The sequence below is a fragment of the Caballeronia catudaia genome (assembly GCF_001544755.2).
Classification (GTDB): Bacteria; Pseudomonadota; Gammaproteobacteria; order Burkholderiales; family Burkholderiaceae; genus Caballeronia; species Caballeronia catudaia.
This window is the reverse complement of record NZ_FCOF02000006.1, coordinates 59,762-74,665: the sequence shown is the minus strand read 5'-3', so window position 1 is coordinate 74,665 and position 14,904 is coordinate 59,762. Positions and strand designations below refer to the sequence as shown.

The following is a 14,904-nucleotide window of genomic DNA, read 5'->3' as shown; positions in this document are numbered from 1 at the left end:
TTTGCCGGATCCCGTATTCGTGTCGGTTTATTAGCATTGCCCCTGTGCGGGGCGGCACCTACTTTCTTTGCTCGGGACCAGAGTAAGCGCTAAAGCGCCAACTCTGGTCGACGCAAAGAAAGTAGGCAAAGAAAGCAGCTATCCCCAGCCTGAGCACTTCATGCCGGCCGCGGCACAGAACTACTCTCGTGGTCCGGCAGTAGCGAGTGCCCTCACAATACTCACGCGGCTTGGATCGCGCACGGTCCGTCACATCGCGCCGCACTACTGACCGGTTCAGCACCAATAGCTCCAGCCCGCTTCGCGGCCGACCGGTCAATCGGGTCTGCGCGCGTTTTCTTGCTGACGTCTCAATCTCACTGCATGTGCCTGCCTACCGTTGGTTTCCCTTGCAGACCCGGCGGCAGCGCGTAGCGCTGTGCCGGAGCCATTTGTGCTGAACCAGTGTGCGTAGAGTTATGGCTGGTCAGACCGTGTGCGATCCACGCCCGGTTCGACCTTTGGAGGCACTCGCTACTGCCGGACCACTTATCGATCGCCTGTGCCGCGGCCGGCATGAATGCTTAGGCTGGGGATAGCTGTTTCTTTGGTTACTTTCTTTGCAGCGGTGTAAAGAAAGTGACTGCCGCCCCGCACAGGGGCAACACAAATAGACCGGCACGAAAACAGGATTCCATAGAAGCCCAAAGCAGGCAGAGCAAACAAGGAAACCAACACGGCCGCAAGTTCCATAGAAGCTCAAACGAACCCCAAAATCAAGCCAACCGCGGCCGAGCGGGATCGAACAACGGCCTCACATGCTGATACAACTCCCGAAACCCCTTCAACCGGTCCCGCAACATCTCATGCCGCGCCGCATTCGGCGCGAATTCCTGCTTGATCTCGGGCTTCGCGAGCACCGTCGCCGGATCGCCGCCCGCCGCGAGCCAGCCGAGCCGCGCCGCGCCCAGCGCCGCGCCGGTCTCACCGCCGCCATGCGTGCGCGTCGGGGTATCGAAGGCATCGGCGAACATTTGTGCCCAGTAGGCGCTGCGCGCGCCGCCGCCAAGCATCGACAATGCACGCGCCTGCGTACCCGCCGATTCCAGCGCATCCAGTCCATCGGTCAGCGAGAGTGTCACGCCCTCGAGCACCGAATAGCCGAGCAGCGCGCGATCGGTCGCGTGCGTCATGCCGAAGAACACGCCCTGCGCATACGGATCGTTGTGCGGCGTGCGCTCGCCGCTCAGATACGGCAGAAAGAGCGGCGCGGAAGGCAGCGTATCGGCGGGCAAGGCTTCGATTTCCGCGAGCAGCGTCGGCTCGTCGGTGGACGTCAGCTTGCACGCCCAGCGCAAACAGCTCGCCGCCGACAGCACCACGCTCATCTGATGCCACCGATCCGGAATCGCATGGCAGAACGCATGAACCGCCGATGCGGGATTCGGCCGGAAGCGATCGCCGATCACGCACAGCACGCCCGACGTGCCGAGCGACAGGAAGCCGTCGCCGGGATCGGTCGCGCCGATGCCCACCGCGCTCGCGGCATTGTCGCCGCCGCCTGCCGCGACCACCACGCCATCGCGCAAACCGAATTCGCGCGCAAGCTCGGGTCGCAACGTGCCCGAAGGCGCGCTGCCCTCGGCCAGCGACGGCATCTGCTGGCGCGACATCCTGCACGCGGCAAGCAGTTCGTCGGACCAGTCGCGGCGCGCGACATCGAGCCAGAGCGTGCCGGCGGCATCCGAAGGATCCGACACTTTCGTGCCCGTCAGATGCATGCGCAGATAGTCCTTCGGCAACAGCACGCACGCGGTCCGATTGAAGATTTCAGGCTCGTTGTGCGCGACCCACAGAAGCTTCGGCGCAGTGAAACCAGGCATCGCCAGATTGCCGGCGATCTCGTGCAGGTTCGGCGCGCGTTCGTAGAGCTCGGCGCATTCCTTGTCGCTGCGCATGTCGTTCCAGAGGATCGCGGGGCGCAGCACGTTGTCGTGCGAATCGAGCAGCACCGCGCCGTGCATTTGTCCCGAGAGGCCGATGCCGCGCACTTGCGCGAATTCGTCGGGAAACTTCTCGCGCAGCCTGGACAGCGCGGCGCGCGTGCCTTCCCACCAGTCGAGCGGATTCTGCTCGGACCAGCGCGGCTTCGGACGCGAAACGGTGAATGGCGTGCCCGCCGTGCCAACCACGGCGCCGTCGGCGGCGAGCAGCAGAACTTTCACTTCGGACGTGCCGAGGTCGATGCCTAAGTACATGAACGAACCCTTAGTCGTTGCGGGAGGAAACCCGGCGAAAAACCAGGAGCGAAGCCAGTGCAGTGCGGCGGGAGGCGCTAATTTACCGCCGCGCGCCGCGCCGCGCCATGAGCACATTACCCGAGCGGCGCGGCGCGCGCTTCACGATGGCGCTTAACGCAGTGATAACAACCTGCTTATGGCCGGTTCTTCAGCCACGCATCGACCTTCGCGACTGCGTTTCGCATCACGCGCTCTAGCCCTTCCGACTGCGCCATGCTGCCCCACAAGAGCTTGTCGGCGGTGAACGCCTTGATCGGATCGGACGCCGTGAAGAAGCCGTGCGCGACGGCCGGGTCCATCACGCCGTCCTGATACGTGTAGGGTAGCTTGCCTTCATGCCAGCGTTCGAGAAAGCGGAAGAAGAGCGCGGGCAGGATCGCGGTCGAATCCGGATCGACGTTGCGCGCGAAACATTCGGACAGCGTCGGCGCGATGAAGCCTGGCAGCTTCGAAAAGCCATCGGCCGCGACGCGCTGATTGGTGTCCTTGATATACGGATTGCTGAAGCGGTCGAGCACGACATCGCGATACTTCGCGAGATCGATCGGGCTCGGCGTGAGGCAGGGAATCACGTCGTCGGTGACGTAGGCGTCCGCGAGCGCGCGAATCTCCATGTCCTGCGTGCCCTCGTGAATGTATTGAAGGCCGACGAGCGTGCCCGCCCACGCGATGCAGCTATGGCTCGCGTTGAGGATGCGGATCTTCGCCTCCTCGTACGGATGCACCGATTCGACCATCTCCGCGCCGACCTTTTCCCACGCGGGCCGTCCCGCGATGAAGTCGTCCTCGATCACCCACTGGATGAACTTCTCAGCCATCACGGGCGCTTTGTCGTCCAAACCGGTTGCGGCCTTCACGCGCTCGGCGACATCGGGCGTCGGGCGCGGCGTGATGCGGTCGACCATCGCGTTCGGGCACGAGGTATTCGCGATCATCCACTCACGCAGCGCGGTCTCGCCACGCCGTTGCAGGAATTCGAGCATGCCGGCCTTGAAGCGGTCGCCGTTGCTGCGCAGGTTGTCGCAGTTCTGCAGCGACACCTTGCCCGCGCCGTTCTTCATGCGCGCATCGAGGATCGCGGCGAGCGCGCCGTAGATCGTGGTCTTCCCGCCTTTGAGATCGGCGGCGAGGTCGGCGTTGGCGGTGTCGAGCTTGTCGTGTTCGTCGAGGTAATAGCCGCCTTCCGTGACGGTGAAAGAGACGATCTTCGTTGTCGGGTCCGCGCCCACGGAGATGAGCTCAGCCAGATCCGCCGACCATGGCACGACCTTCCTGATCGCGCGGATGGTCTCGTACTCGCGCTCGCCCTTCGGCGTAACGGTTTCGAGCGTGTATTCGCCGTTTTGCGCGGCGAGGGCGTCGAGCACGGCGTTCATGTCGCCGCGAATATTGCCGACGGCGAGCGACCAGCTTTTATCGCCTGACTCGTTCAGTCGATGCAGATACCACGCCTGATGCGCGCGATGAAAAGACCCGGCGCCGATGTGCAGGATCACGTTGGCTTCGCTAGTCATGTCTTCTCTTCCTCTGATTGGCTGTGCGTCCGTTCTTGCGGACGGCAGCTCGCATCGCCGCGCGATGGCGGTCAAAGCGGATGAATGAGCATTTGCTCATTGAATGATCGAATGATCGTATTCGCACTCTGGAAAGTCAAGGCGCCGCGTTGCGTGTCATTTCTTGCGATGCGGCGCAATTCGCGCGCCGTGCGGCATGCGATTGCGGCGTGCAGGCGCGCGGCGGGGCCGCGCTGCGCCGCACCAATTTCGACGACGAGCGTGGATCGGGAATAACCCGGATAGGCAACGTGACGGCCATTGAACGAAGGTGCGTGAGCCAGTGCTTCAACGATAGGCGCAAAAAACAGCCCGCGGGAGACAGACATGGATTACGTGATCGGCATCGACATCGGGACGCAGAGCACGAAGGCATTGCTCGTCGATACGAACGGCGCGATCGTCGCGCACCATTCGAGCGCCTACCATCCCGATACGCCGAAGCCGTTATGGGCCGAGCAATGGCCGTCGGTCTGGTTCGATGCCGTGACGGAGTGCATCGCCGGCGTCGTGTCGAAGGCGCGTGAGAAGGGCGTTGCCGCGAGCGATGTGAAGTCGCTCTGCGTGAGCAGCCTGTACGGCGGCTCGGGCATTCCCGTCGACGAGAACATTGAGCCGCTTTATCCGTGCCTCATCTGGATGGACCGGCGCGCGACCGCGGAAGTCGACTGGGTGCGCGAGCATGTCGACATGAAGCGGCTGGAGTCGATCACGGGCAATGGCGTCGACAGTTACTACGGCTTCACGAAGATGCTCTGGCTGCGCAAGAATCAGCCGGACGTGTGGAAGAAGACGCGCTATTTCCTGCCGCCCAACGCGTTCGTGATTCAACGCCTGACGGGCGAGCTCGCTGTCGATCACAGTTCGGCGGGCAATCTCGGCGGCGTATACGACGTTGCGAAGCGCGCATGGTCGCACGAGGCGCTCGACATGCTCGGCATTCCCGCATCGATGATGCCGCAGCGCCTCGTCGAGTCATCGGACGTGGTGGGCGGACTTTTACCGCGATGGGCCGGCGAACTCGGTCTTGCTGTGGGCACGCCGGTCGTCGCGGGCGGCGTCGATGCAGCCGTGGCGACGTTTGCGGCGGGCGTGACGAAGGCGGGTCATCATGTCGCGATGATCGGCACGAGCATGTGCTGGGGTTACATCAATCAGACCGTCGATGCGAGTCATGGACTCGTATCGATGCCGCACGTCTATAACGGCAAGCACGATCTGTATGTGTTCGGCGGCGCGAGCACGGCGGGGCAGTGCGTCGCGTGGTATCGCGATCAGTTCTGCCAGGGCGAAATCGCCGCAGCCAAGGCGACGCCGCATGGCGATCCGCATCGGTTGCTGGAAGAGGCGGCGTCGAAGGTCGCGGCGGGTTCGGATGGCGTCGTGTTCCTGCCTTATCTGATGGGCGAGCGCAGTCCGGTCTGGGATGCGCGCGCTTCGGGGACGTTCGTCGGGTTGAATCTGTTTCATACGCGGGCGACGCTCTATCGTGCGGTGCTCGAAGGGGTGGCGTTCGCGTTGAAGCACAACATGGAGGCGGGGCGGCGTGGAGCGCAATCGCTCGATGACCGGCTGATCGTCGTCGGCGGTGCGGCGCATTCGGATCTGTGGATGCAGATCATTGCGGATGTGACCGGGTATCCGGTGCTGTCGATCGAGCAGGACGTCGAAGCACCGATGGGCGCGGCGTTGTTGGCCGCGTTGGGCGCGGGGCTGGTTTCTCGCGAAACGGCTGAAGGCGGGTGGGTCACGTTGGTGGAAAGGGCTCAGGTGGATGCTGAGCGGCAACTCGTTTATTCGGAACGGTTTGAGGTTTATCGGGAGCTTTATCCGGCTTTGAAGCCGTTGATGCATCGGTTGAGGGGGTAATGGTTTTGGGTTTTTTCTCTCGCTCGTTGCTTTGGCTTTCGGAGAATCCCGTGTCGCGTCGGTTTATTAGCTTCAAGACCGGTCGCGCGCGGTTTGGCTCCCCTATGATCTTCCGAACGTTATAGCGATTCCTACGCAATTTTTCTCGCATGGAATTCGAGCAGGAGCGAACATCGGCGTCGCCCCCCTCGTTTTTGCGATGCACTTGCGAACGTCGCATTGCTGTCCGCTACGCTTGGCACTCCTGCTAAACGTGGAGGTGACATGTCGTTTCCCGATTGGGCAATACTCATACAACGCGCCGTGGTTGTCACTCACGAGCGACTGGGAATGTTCGCTCGTACCTGCCCGTGACGTGCAGGACGTTGATCGCGGCTGGAAGCTCTCCTATGAGGAACGGCAGAACGCACGCAAGCAGCGCGAAGAGCAGATCGAACAGGATCGGCAGGACTTCGACCGGCTGCTCCGGCTTTCCGTCAGTCGTCGCGACGCTCGTGCTTGTAGCGACTTCAGCACGTATGTCACCTTTATAAGTGATCATTTGCGCATCGCGCGTTCGGCTGATGGAGAAGATCTGACGCGTATCCTCCGCGATGCGGTACGCGATGGCCAGCTCATTCCTGCTATTGACCGTGCTTGGCGGGGCAGCCGGCGGGTTGCCCGGCAATATGCGCCGCAAAGCTGGGCGAAGCGTGCGCCAGACCCAAAGCCGACCGTCTACGGGGTCCGCAACGGTCAGTACCTACCGCTTAACGCGGACGGGTCCTTTGTCGATGACTCGCCCTACATTCCCGTTCGGGTTGCGGCCAAAGCTGCCACAGCGAGCGCGGGCGCTTGTTTCGGCGGGAGTGGTGACGAAAGCGGCTTTGACTGGCTTGGCGCTGCGGAGACGATAGCCGGGGCCACGTTCGGTGGCGCGGCTTCGAGTGACGATGACCACGGCGATTCGATGCTCAAGAGCTTCCGCGATACTGACGACGGCGACAGCGCATCGTTGCTCGGTGATGCGCAGCCTCTTGGATACTCGCCCGGGATGCCAGGCGGCGAGGCGATCGATGTCGCCGGGATTCCCAGCATGAACGGCGATCCCAATTCGTGGATCGAAAGTGGTCCCGGCATGAAAAAGCAATGGCGCATGTACGGTACTGACGGATCGGCAGCAGTTGACATCGACTTTGATTCTCATCACGGACAGCCAAATCCGCACGCGCATAATTGGGACGGCACTTCGCGCGACCAAGGATGGCCGGTATCGATTTTTCCTCGTTGAGGTGAGCAGTGACTGACATTAATGTGACGCTGAAAACGTTCGACTATTTTCACGATTGGTATGTGGACAGTATTGCATTACAAGGCAATGACGCGTCCACTTGTCCTGACACGTTGACGCTGGGTCTATGCCTCGCTAGTCGTCGTGTTTCAATCACCTTCGCAGGCATGACTCGCCTTGGCATTGAGAACGGTGGCACCGTCAACATCGTGCTATCAATGGAGGAAGCTCGGCCTAACACCGAGGTCAATGCAATTGCTCAGCTTCTTCTGAAGCAATCGTTGCGAGGCAAACGGACAGCGCAACACGTTGTCTACTTGCATCCGACAGCGGGATTTGCGATAGCCGTTGAATTTGATGCGCTTGCAATTCAAGAAATCGCATAGGTGCCGAGAAGGCGCATCGCTGCGTTTGTTGTTTGTGGTCCGTATCTTCGCTTCACGAGTTGCCAGTCTGCCCACGTCAGTCGTGTACGGGATCCGGCAAAAAGCCTACCGCGCATTAAGAATCGGATGCGCATCAAACACCGGCCCTTGCACGAAATGCACATCGAACTGCTGAAGCGCGTTAAACATCGCTTCATCGGTAACATTCGAAAAAATGAGCGGAATCTTCAGCCGATGCGCATAAGCCACGAGATGCTTTACAACAGAATCACGTAAAGCCGCACCCGCATCCATCTTGATGAAATCAAGCCGCGCCATATCCGACACAGCCATGATCTGCCCGGCATTCGGCAGATTCCCCGCGACCTTGAACCCGTAATGCTGATAGCTCTTGGTGAGATAGCCAAGAAACGTCTTGTGCGCGACCGCCGCCGCAGGCAATTCGATCACCACGCGCGACGGGCTCAAGCCGAACTCCATCAGCACGGAAGAGAAATGCTGCCCGTGATCGTATTTCACGCTCTTCAGAAGCCGCTCATGCACCCGCAAGAACAACAACCCCGGCCGATGCGGCCCGAAGAAATTGAACGCATGCAGCGCCCGCGATAACCGGTCCAGAGCCACGAGCTCCCGATCATCTTCGAGCTGCCCGAAAGGATCGCGCGGCGCGTCGCCCTGAATGAGCGTCAACGCCTGCACGCCGAGTTCATCGCCGAAACGCTCCGCACTCTCCGGCGACGCGCTCAAAGTCTGCGGAAAGCTGTGCGTGCCGACATCGAAAATCGGCTCGTAGGCGCTCGAAATGCACAGCTCGTGGTAATGCGCGATGGCCTGCCCCGCATGCCCGTTTTCTCCAAGCACGACATGCGCGCCGAGAAACGGATGCTTCGAGGCGCGGGCAACGAGTTCAGGCAAGGAAGGCGCAATCATGAATGGGCGATCGGGTTCGCAAGGCGGGCCGTACCAGGCGATTGTCATTGGAATTGGTCGATGGTATCAGCGCGCAACACCGCGTCCAGCACCAAATTCACATATTGATATGCCGTAGCGAATGCGTCGATCAAGGGTTTACGAGACATTTCACTAATCGTAATTAGTTTTACCATGCGTAAAACGCAGCGACATGCAGCGAAATGCGTGTCGTCGCCAGACCTGTCGTTCTTTTCGTCGAGGATTTCGACCATGCCAACGTTCGAGACGCACACGGACGCGAACCAGCACTATCAATCCGGCTTCGCCAACGACTTCGCCACGGAGGCGTTGCCGGGCGCGCTGCCGATCGGCCGCAACTCGCCGCAGCGCGCGGCCTACGGTCTGTACGCCGAGCAGTTGTCCGGCTCGGCGTTCACCGCGCCGCGCGCGCATAACCGGCGCTCGTGGCTCTATCGCATCCGGCCGGCCGCCGTGCACAAGCCGTTCACGCAGATCGGGCGCGGCAAACTCGTCGCGAACTTTGCCGAGGTTCCGCCGACGCCGCCGAATCAACTGCGTTGGGACCCGCTGCCGATGCCCGCGGCGCCGACCGATTTCATCGACGGCTGGGTGACGATGGCCGGCAACGGCGCCGCCGAATCGATGACCGGCTGCGCGATTCATCTGTACGCCGCCAACCGGTCGATGCAGGACCGCTTCTTCTACAACGCCGACGGCGAATTGCTGATCGTCCCGCAGCAGGGCCGGCTCGCGATCTTCACGGAACTAGGCAAACTCGATATCGAACCGTACGAAATCGCCGTGATTCCGCGCGGCGTGCGTTTCGCAGTGGGCTTGCCCGATGGCGAAGCGCGAGGCTACGTCTGCGAAAACTTCGGCGCGCTCTTGCAACTGCCGGATCTCGGGCCGATCGGTTCGAACGGGCTCGCGAATCCGCGCGATTTCCTCACGCCGAACGCCGCGTATGAAGACCGCGAAGGCAAATTCGAACTCGTCACGAAGTTGAACGGCGTGCTCTGGCGCGCCGATATTGGCCACTCGCCGCTCGATGTCGTCGCGTGGCACGGCAACTATGCGCCGTACAAGTACGACCTGCGCCACTTCAACACCATCGGCTCGATCAGCTACGACCATCCCGATCCGTCGATTTTTCTCGTGCTGCAATCGCCGAGCGACACGCCGGGCGTCGATACCATCGACTTCGTGATCTTCCCGCCGCGCTGGCTCGCCGCCGAGGATACGTTCCGTCCGCCGTGGTTCCATCGCAATGTGGCCAGCGAATTCATGGGCCTCGTGCACGGCGTGTACGACGCCAAGGCCGAAGGCTTCGTGCCAGGCGGCGCGAGCCTGCACAACTGCATGTCCGGGCACGGCCCGGACGCCGAGACGTTCGAAAAGGCATCGAAGAGCGATACATCGAAGCCCGCCAAAGTCGACGCCACGATGGCCTTCATGTTCGAAACGCGCACGCTCATCAAGCCCACGCAGTTCGCGCTCGAAACGGCGCAATTGCAGGCCAATTACTACGAGTGCTGGCAAGGTCTCACGAAACACTTCAACCCGGAGCAACGATGAACGACGCGCTCAAAGCCACGCTTGCCCCCGCATTGAAAAGCTGGATCGAATCCGCGAACGATCCGGCGAGCGATTTCCCGATACAGAATCTGCCGTTCGGCATTTTCAGCGACGCGGTGAACGCGCGACCGCGCGCGGGCGTCGCGATCGGCGACTGGATCGCCGATCTGGCCGCGCTCGAAGACGCACGTCTCATCGACGGACACGGCACGTTCAGCGCGTCGCGCCTGAACGACTTCATCGCGCTCGGCCAGCAAACCTGGCGCGATGTGCGTATCGCGCTTTCCGCGTTGCTCGCGCAAGGCAACGCGACGCTGCGCGACGACGCCGGCTTGCGCCGCCGCACGCTCGTGCCGCGCAAGGATGCGACGATGCATCTGCCCGTCGAGATTCCCGGCTACACGGACTTCTATTCGTCGAAAGAGCACGCGACGAACGTCGGCTCGATGTTCCGCGATCCGAAGAACGCGCTGCTGCCGAACTGGTCGGAGCTTCCCGTCGGCTATAACGGGCGCGCGTCGTCGGTCGTGGTGAGCGGCACAAAGGTGCGGCGCCCGAACGGCCAGATCAAGCTGCCCAGCGACGAGCGGCCGGTGTTCAGCGCGTGCCGCAAGCTCGATATCGAACTGGAGACGGGTTTCATCGTCGGGAAGAGCAATGTGCTCGGCGAGCCGATCCCATGTGAAGACGCCGAGGCGCATATCTTCGGCATGGTGCTGCTCAACGACTGGAGCGCGCGCGATATCCAGCAATGGGAATACGTGCCGCTCGGGCCGTTCAATTCGAAGGGTTTCGCGACGACCATTTCGCCGTGGATCGTCACGCTCGATGCGCTCGAACCATTCCGCACCGCGACGCCCGCGCAGGAGCCGCAGCCGCTCGCGTATCTGCGTCATCAAGGCGATCACGCGTTCGATATCGAGCTGGAAGTCACGCTTCGTCCGGAAGGCGCGCAACGGGCGACGACCATCTCGCGCACCAACTTCCGGCTGATGTACTGGTCGATGGCGCAACAGCTCGCGCATCACACGGTCGGCGGCTGCAACACGCGCGTCGGCGATCTGATGGGCTCGGGCACCATCAGCGGACCGACGCCGGATTCATGCGGCAGCTTGCTCGAAAGCACGTGGAACGGTCAGCGGCCGGTCAAGCTGGAAGAGGGCGGCGAACGCGCGTTCCTGCTGGACGGCGACGAAATCACCTTGCGCGGATGGTGTCAGGGAGAGGGGTATCGCGTCGGGTTCGGGGAGTGTGTCGGGGAGATTTTGCCGGCGCGTGGGTGAGTTTCACGACGCGGCACGCCATTCCCACCACGCCGCCACGAGAAACGCCCCCGCCGCCGCCGTCAGCACGCCGATCAGCGCATCGGCGCCGATGCGCTCCATCAGCGTGCCCGCGACGATCGACCCGCCGAAGCTCGCGACGCTCCACGACGCGCCGATGATCGCCGTCGCGGAAACGAGCGTCGGACCGCGAAAGCGTTCGCCGCACGCGACGAGCGACAGCGTATAGACGCTGCCCGCCGCCGCGCCGGTCACGAAGAGCAGCGGCCAGCAAATCCAAGGATGCGCGACGGCCCACGGCAAGAGCGGCAACAGCAGCACCACGACGACGCCCGCGCCCGCATGCACCTTCGCGCGCCCGATGCGGTCGGCGAGCCAGCCGATCGGAAACTGCATCGTCGTGTCGCCGAGCAGGATCGCCGATGCGAACAGCACGCCGGTTTCCTCGCCGATGCCGTGCGACATCGCGAAGAGCGGCATCAGCGAAAGGGCGAGCGTGTCGAAAAGCGCGAAGAAGCCCGTGCCGATCACGAGCGCCGGCATGCGCGGCAGCACGCTGCGCCAGTCGCCGTGTTCGCCTTCTTCCGCAGCCAGCGCATGCGGCGTGCCGCGTATCGAGGCGAGCGCGGGCAGCGCCAGCAGAAAGATCGCGCCGCAGATCGCGAAGCGCATCGTCGGCAATCCGCCGATCACGGTGATGAGCACCGGGCCCGTCATCTGGAACAGCGTGAAGTTGGTCGCGTAAATGGCGACGACACGGCCGCGCGTCGAATCGTCGGCGAGTTGCGTGACCCACGCCTCGCCGATGGTGAAGAGCAGCATCAGCGCCCCGCCGCACAGGAAGCGCAGCACGGCCCACAGCCACAGGTTCGCGGTGAACTGCATCGCGATGGTGGACAGCGCCGCGACGATCACCGTGCCGGCGATCGTCTCGCGCGCGCCCAGCCGATGCGCCACACGGCTCGCGAACGGCGCGATCGCGAGCCCGCCGCCTGCCTGCATCGCCGTCATCAGGCCGACGATGTCGGTGCCGTGGCCCGCCTGCGTCAGCGCCAGCGCGGTGAGCGGCAGCGTCGCGCCGAGACCCAGCCCGACGACCGCCACGCTCAGAATCAGCGCGAGAAAGTCACGCGAGAGAATGCCCTTCATTCACCGCACCGCATCGACGAAATCAGGCAGTTTGCCCGACCGACAGACGGCGCGCGCGCTTGTCGAGCGTCGCCGAGAGCAGCGTGAGGCCGAACGCGCTTGCCGCCATCAGAATGCCGACCCACGGCAGCGACGTGAGCGGCGCGCCCGCGCTGATCACGCAGCCGCCGAGCCACGCACCCGTCGCGTTGCCGAGGTTGAACGCGCCCTGATTCAACGTCGACGCGAGATTCGGCGCATCGCTCGCGCGGTTCACGATCAACATTTGCAGCGGCGGCACGATCGCGAACGCGAGCACGCCCCAGAAGAAGATCGTGATCATCGCGGCGATGGGCTCGTGCATCGTGCCCGCGAAGATCGTCAGGATCGCGACGATCGCCAGCAGAAACGACAGCAGCGAGCGCAGCAGCTTCCAGTCCGCGAGCTTGCCGCCGAGCGTGCTGCCGACCGTGAGACCCAGACCGAACAGGAGCAGCACATAGGTGACCGCGTGCGGCGTGAAGCCCGTGACGTCTTCGAGAATGGGCGTGATGTACGTGAACACCGAGAACAGGCTGGCCGATGCCAGCACGCTGATGCCGAGCACCATCAGCACTTGCGGATTCTTGAGCACGTCGAATTCGCGCAGGATGCTGGTTTCGCGCATCTCGATGTGCTTCGGCAGGCACACGGCGAGCGCGCCCGCCGCCGCGACGCCGATCAGCGTGACGACCCAGAACGTCGAGCGCCAGCCGGCCGCCTGGCCGAGCGCCGTGCCGAGCGGCACGCCGAGCACGTTGGCGAGCGTGAGGCCGGTGAACATCAGCGCGATGGCCTGCGCGCGGCGGTTCGGCGCGACGAGATCGGCCGCGACCACCGAGCCGATGCCGAAGAACGCGCCGTGACAGAACGCGGTGACGATGCGCGCGCCCATCAGCACCCAGTAGTTCGGCGCGAGCGCGCACAGCAGATTGCCGATGATGAACACGCCGATCAGGCTCATCAGCGCCTTTTTGCGCGGCATCTTCGCGGTCACGACGGCGAGAATCGGCGCACCGACCGTGACGCCGAGCGCATAGCCGGACACGAGCATGCCCGCCGCCGGAATCGACACCGCGAGGTCGCGCGCGACGTTGGGCAACAGGCCCATGATGACGAATTCGGTCGTGCCGATGCCGAACGCGGCAACGGCGAGAGCGAAAAGAGGCAGAGGCATGGCGGGAAAAGGAGAGTGGCGCGCGAGCGCAAGGAAGGCTCGAATTCTACCGAAACGTCAATTTTGATGCTGGTATAAACCCTGATTCGCGACGGCCGCGCGCCGCCTCGCGCAGAACGGATATTCTTGCGGATGACGCGGCCGCGCAGGACTGTTGCCCGCGCGCGTCCGGGATGCGTCAGATGTTTCCGGTAACACACGCGCCGACGCTCATTCCTTGCGCATGAAGAATGCCGGTGAGTGTTGGAAAAACGCAGCAAACCCATGAGAACGATGTCTCTGAAACAACTTTGCCTGACGGCCGTTTTCGCCGGCGCGATGTCGCTGGCCCCGCAGATCCACGCCCAAAGCAGCGAGGCCGGTCCCATCGCCACGAAAGCGGGCACGCTGCATTTCCTGCGTGACGAATCCGGCATGGCGGCGCTCATCGACACGCAGGTGTTTGATCGCTTCGACGCGAAGCGCGTCGCGCATTTCGATGAAACCTCGGCCACGGCCGACACCGTCACGCGCATGCTGGTGCAATCCGACACCGGCCCGCTGCTCTACGACTTCCGCCGCAATCCGCCGCTCGTGCAGCGCGTGGGCCAGCGCATGACGGTCAAGCGCGTCTTCTGGCAGGGCGACGAGGTCGTGATGCAGTCGAATCTCGGCTGGTACGGCTATCAGCGCGGCAAGCTCACGAAGCTGCAATCGTCGACGACGATCTATCACTGAGCGGGAACACGCGTTCGCCGGCGATCACGTAGACCGCTTCGCCGCGCGCATCGAGATTGACTTCGAAGCCGCCCGTGAACGCGCCGAACGCGGGAAGCACACCCGCGCGCCGGCCGAAGCGAAAGCACGGCAGGCGCGCGCTGTCGACGCGCGTCGCGAGCCGGTACACCGGATGCTCGTGCCCGGCGAGCGCGTAAGCGCCGTCGACCGTTTGCGGATGATGGCAAAGCGCCCACGGGCCGAGCCTATGCGGCTCTTTCACGACATCGACGCCGAAGAGGGCGGGTAGTGCACCCGCGTGCTTGTCGTGATTGCCTTCGACGAGCACGAGCCGCAATTCGCGATGCTTCGCGCGCCATGCGGCGAGGGCGTCGAGGGTTTCGTCGGCGTGGGATTCGCGTGCGTGGAGCAGGTCGCCGAGGAAGACGATTTGCTCCGGCCGATGCGCGGCGACGAGCGCATCGAGCCGCGCGAGGCTTTCGGGCGTCGTGCCGACGGGCACAGGGATGCCGCGGGCGCGGAATACCGCGTCCTTGCCGAAATGCGCATCGGCGATGAAGAGGCTTTTCGATTGTGGATCGAAGGCTGCTCGGTTTGCTGAGAGCAGCAGCTTGTGGCCGGCTAGGTCGATCGTCAGGGATTCTGGTGGTGGGCTCATTTTTGCTGCTGCTGTCTCGCTTTTTCGTTCAGTAGCC

Annotated in this window: 13 protein-coding genes; 6 read left to right on the top strand and 7 right to left on the bottom strand. The window is 63.1% G+C overall.

The window, feature by feature from the left end; genetic code table 11:
- Positions 1-755 precede the first annotated feature (755 nt).
- On the bottom strand, positions 756-2,237 hold the full coding sequence (gene xylB / locus AWB75_RS08580; protein ID WP_061123667.1) for a xylulokinase: 1,482 nt from the start codon (positions 2,235-2,237) through the stop codon (positions 756-758).
- A gap of 176 nt (positions 2,238-2,413) precedes the next feature.
- A complete protein-coding gene (dalD, locus tag AWB75_RS08575; RefSeq protein ID WP_061123666.1) occupies positions 2,414-3,793 on the bottom strand; it encodes a D-arabinitol 4-dehydrogenase in 1,380 nt (459 codons plus the stop codon).
- 366 nt (positions 3,794-4,159) lie between these two features.
- On the opposite strand from dalD, the gene AWB75_RS08570 reads away from it, so the two are divergent.
- The 3 genes from AWB75_RS08570 (at position 4,160) to AWB75_RS36960 (ending at position 7,357) form a co-directional block, all read left to right on the top strand.
- Entirely contained in the window at positions 4,160-5,701 is a 1,542-nt protein-coding gene (locus AWB75_RS08570) for an FGGY-family carbohydrate kinase (protein WP_061123665.1), read from the top strand.
- Positions 5,702-6,008: 307 nt separating this feature from the next.
- A complete protein-coding gene (locus tag AWB75_RS36965) occupies positions 6,009-6,971 on the top strand; it encodes a hypothetical protein (protein ID WP_143746412.1) in 963 nt (320 codons plus the stop codon).
- 8 nt (positions 6,972-6,979) lie between these two features.
- Positions 6,980-7,357 (top strand): hypothetical protein, encoded by a 378-nt coding sequence (locus AWB75_RS36960; protein ID WP_143746411.1) that lies wholly within the window; start codon positions 6,980-6,982, stop codon positions 7,355-7,357.
- 105 nt (positions 7,358-7,462) lie between these two features.
- Here the strand turns inward: AWB75_RS36960 and AWB75_RS08550 are convergent, their stop codons facing one another.
- On the bottom strand, positions 7,463-8,287 hold the full coding sequence (locus AWB75_RS08550; RefSeq protein WP_061123814.1) for an EAL domain-containing protein: 825 nt from the start codon (positions 8,285-8,287) through the stop codon (positions 7,463-7,465).
- A 44-nt stretch (positions 8,288-8,331) separates the two neighbouring features.
- Positions 8,332-8,541 carry a hypothetical protein gene (locus tag AWB75_RS08545; RefSeq protein ID WP_061123661.1) on the bottom strand — a complete coding sequence of 70 codons (210 nt, stop codon included), beginning with the start codon at positions 8,539-8,541 and terminating at the stop codon, positions 8,332-8,334.
- Between AWB75_RS08545 and hmgA the strand changes: the two genes are divergently transcribed.
- A complete protein-coding gene (hmgA, locus tag AWB75_RS08540; protein WP_061123660.1) occupies positions 8,540-9,865 on the top strand; it encodes a homogentisate 1,2-dioxygenase in 1,326 nt (441 codons plus the stop codon). The genes AWB75_RS08545 and hmgA overlap by 2 nt on opposite strands.
- A complete protein-coding gene (fahA, locus tag AWB75_RS08535; protein ID WP_061123659.1) occupies positions 9,862-11,148 on the top strand; it encodes a fumarylacetoacetase in 1,287 nt (428 codons plus the stop codon). Before hmgA ends, fahA begins: the two co-directional genes overlap by 4 nt.
- A 3-nt stretch (positions 11,149-11,151) precedes the next feature.
- On the opposite strand, the gene AWB75_RS08530 is transcribed toward fahA, so the two are convergent.
- Entirely contained in the window at positions 11,152-12,297 is a 1,146-nt protein-coding gene (locus AWB75_RS08530) for an MFS transporter (protein WP_061123658.1), read from the bottom strand.
- Positions 12,298-12,319: 22 nt separating this feature from the next.
- A complete protein-coding gene (locus tag AWB75_RS08525) occupies positions 12,320-13,492 on the bottom strand; it encodes an MFS transporter (protein ID WP_061123657.1) in 1,173 nt (390 codons plus the stop codon).
- 273 nt (positions 13,493-13,765) lie between these two features.
- On the opposite strand from AWB75_RS08525, the gene AWB75_RS08520 reads away from it, so the two are divergent.
- Positions 13,766-14,209 (top strand): hypothetical protein, encoded by a 444-nt coding sequence (locus tag AWB75_RS08520; protein WP_407642138.1) that lies wholly within the window; start codon positions 13,766-13,768, stop codon positions 14,207-14,209.
- Here the strand turns inward: AWB75_RS08520 and pdeM are convergent.
- Positions 14,172-14,867, bottom strand: a complete 696-nt coding sequence (gene pdeM / locus AWB75_RS08515) for a ligase-associated DNA damage response endonuclease PdeM (RefSeq protein ID WP_061123656.1) — start codon at positions 14,865-14,867, stop codon at positions 14,172-14,174. The genes AWB75_RS08520 and pdeM overlap by 38 nt on opposite strands.
- Positions 14,868-14,904: the final 37 nt, after the last annotated feature.

What these genes read in the sequence shown, in the direction of transcription:
- xylB (WP_061123667.1), bottom strand. Translation starts at nt 2,237, where the DNA reads ATGTACTTAGGCATCGACCTCGGCACGTCCGAAGTGAAAGTTCTGCTG.
- dalD (WP_061123666.1), bottom strand. Translation starts at nt 3,793, where the DNA reads ATGACTAGCGAAGCCAACGTGATCCTGCACATCGGCGCCGGGTCTTTT.
- AWB75_RS08570 (WP_061123665.1), top strand. Translation starts at nt 4,160, where the DNA reads ATGGATTACGTGATCGGCATCGACATCGGGACGCAGAGCACGAAGGCA.
- AWB75_RS08550 (WP_061123814.1), bottom strand. Translation starts at nt 8,287, where the DNA reads ATGATTGCGCCTTCCTTGCCTGAACTCGTTGCCCGCGCCTCGAAGCAT.
- hmgA (WP_061123660.1), top strand. Translation starts at nt 8,540, where the DNA reads ATGCCAACGTTCGAGACGCACACGGACGCGAACCAGCACTATCAATCC.
- AWB75_RS08545 (WP_061123661.1), bottom strand. Translation starts at nt 8,541, where the DNA reads ATGGTCGAAATCCTCGACGAAAAGAACGACAGGTCTGGCGACGACACG.
- fahA (WP_061123659.1), top strand. Translation starts at nt 9,862, where the DNA reads ATGAACGACGCGCTCAAAGCCACGCTTGCCCCCGCATTGAAAAGCTGG.
- AWB75_RS08530 (WP_061123658.1), bottom strand. Translation starts at nt 12,297, where the DNA reads ATGAAGGGCATTCTCTCGCGTGACTTTCTCGCGCTGATTCTGAGCGTG.
- AWB75_RS08525 (WP_061123657.1), bottom strand. Translation starts at nt 13,492, where the DNA reads ATGCCTCTGCCTCTTTTCGCTCTCGCCGTTGCCGCGTTCGGCATCGGC.
- AWB75_RS08520 (WP_407642138.1), top strand. Translation starts at nt 13,766, where the DNA reads ATGTCTCTGAAACAACTTTGCCTGACGGCCGTTTTCGCCGGCGCGATG.
- pdeM (WP_061123656.1), bottom strand. Translation starts at nt 14,867, where the DNA reads ATGAGCCCACCACCAGAATCCCTGACGATCGACCTAGCCGGCCACAAG.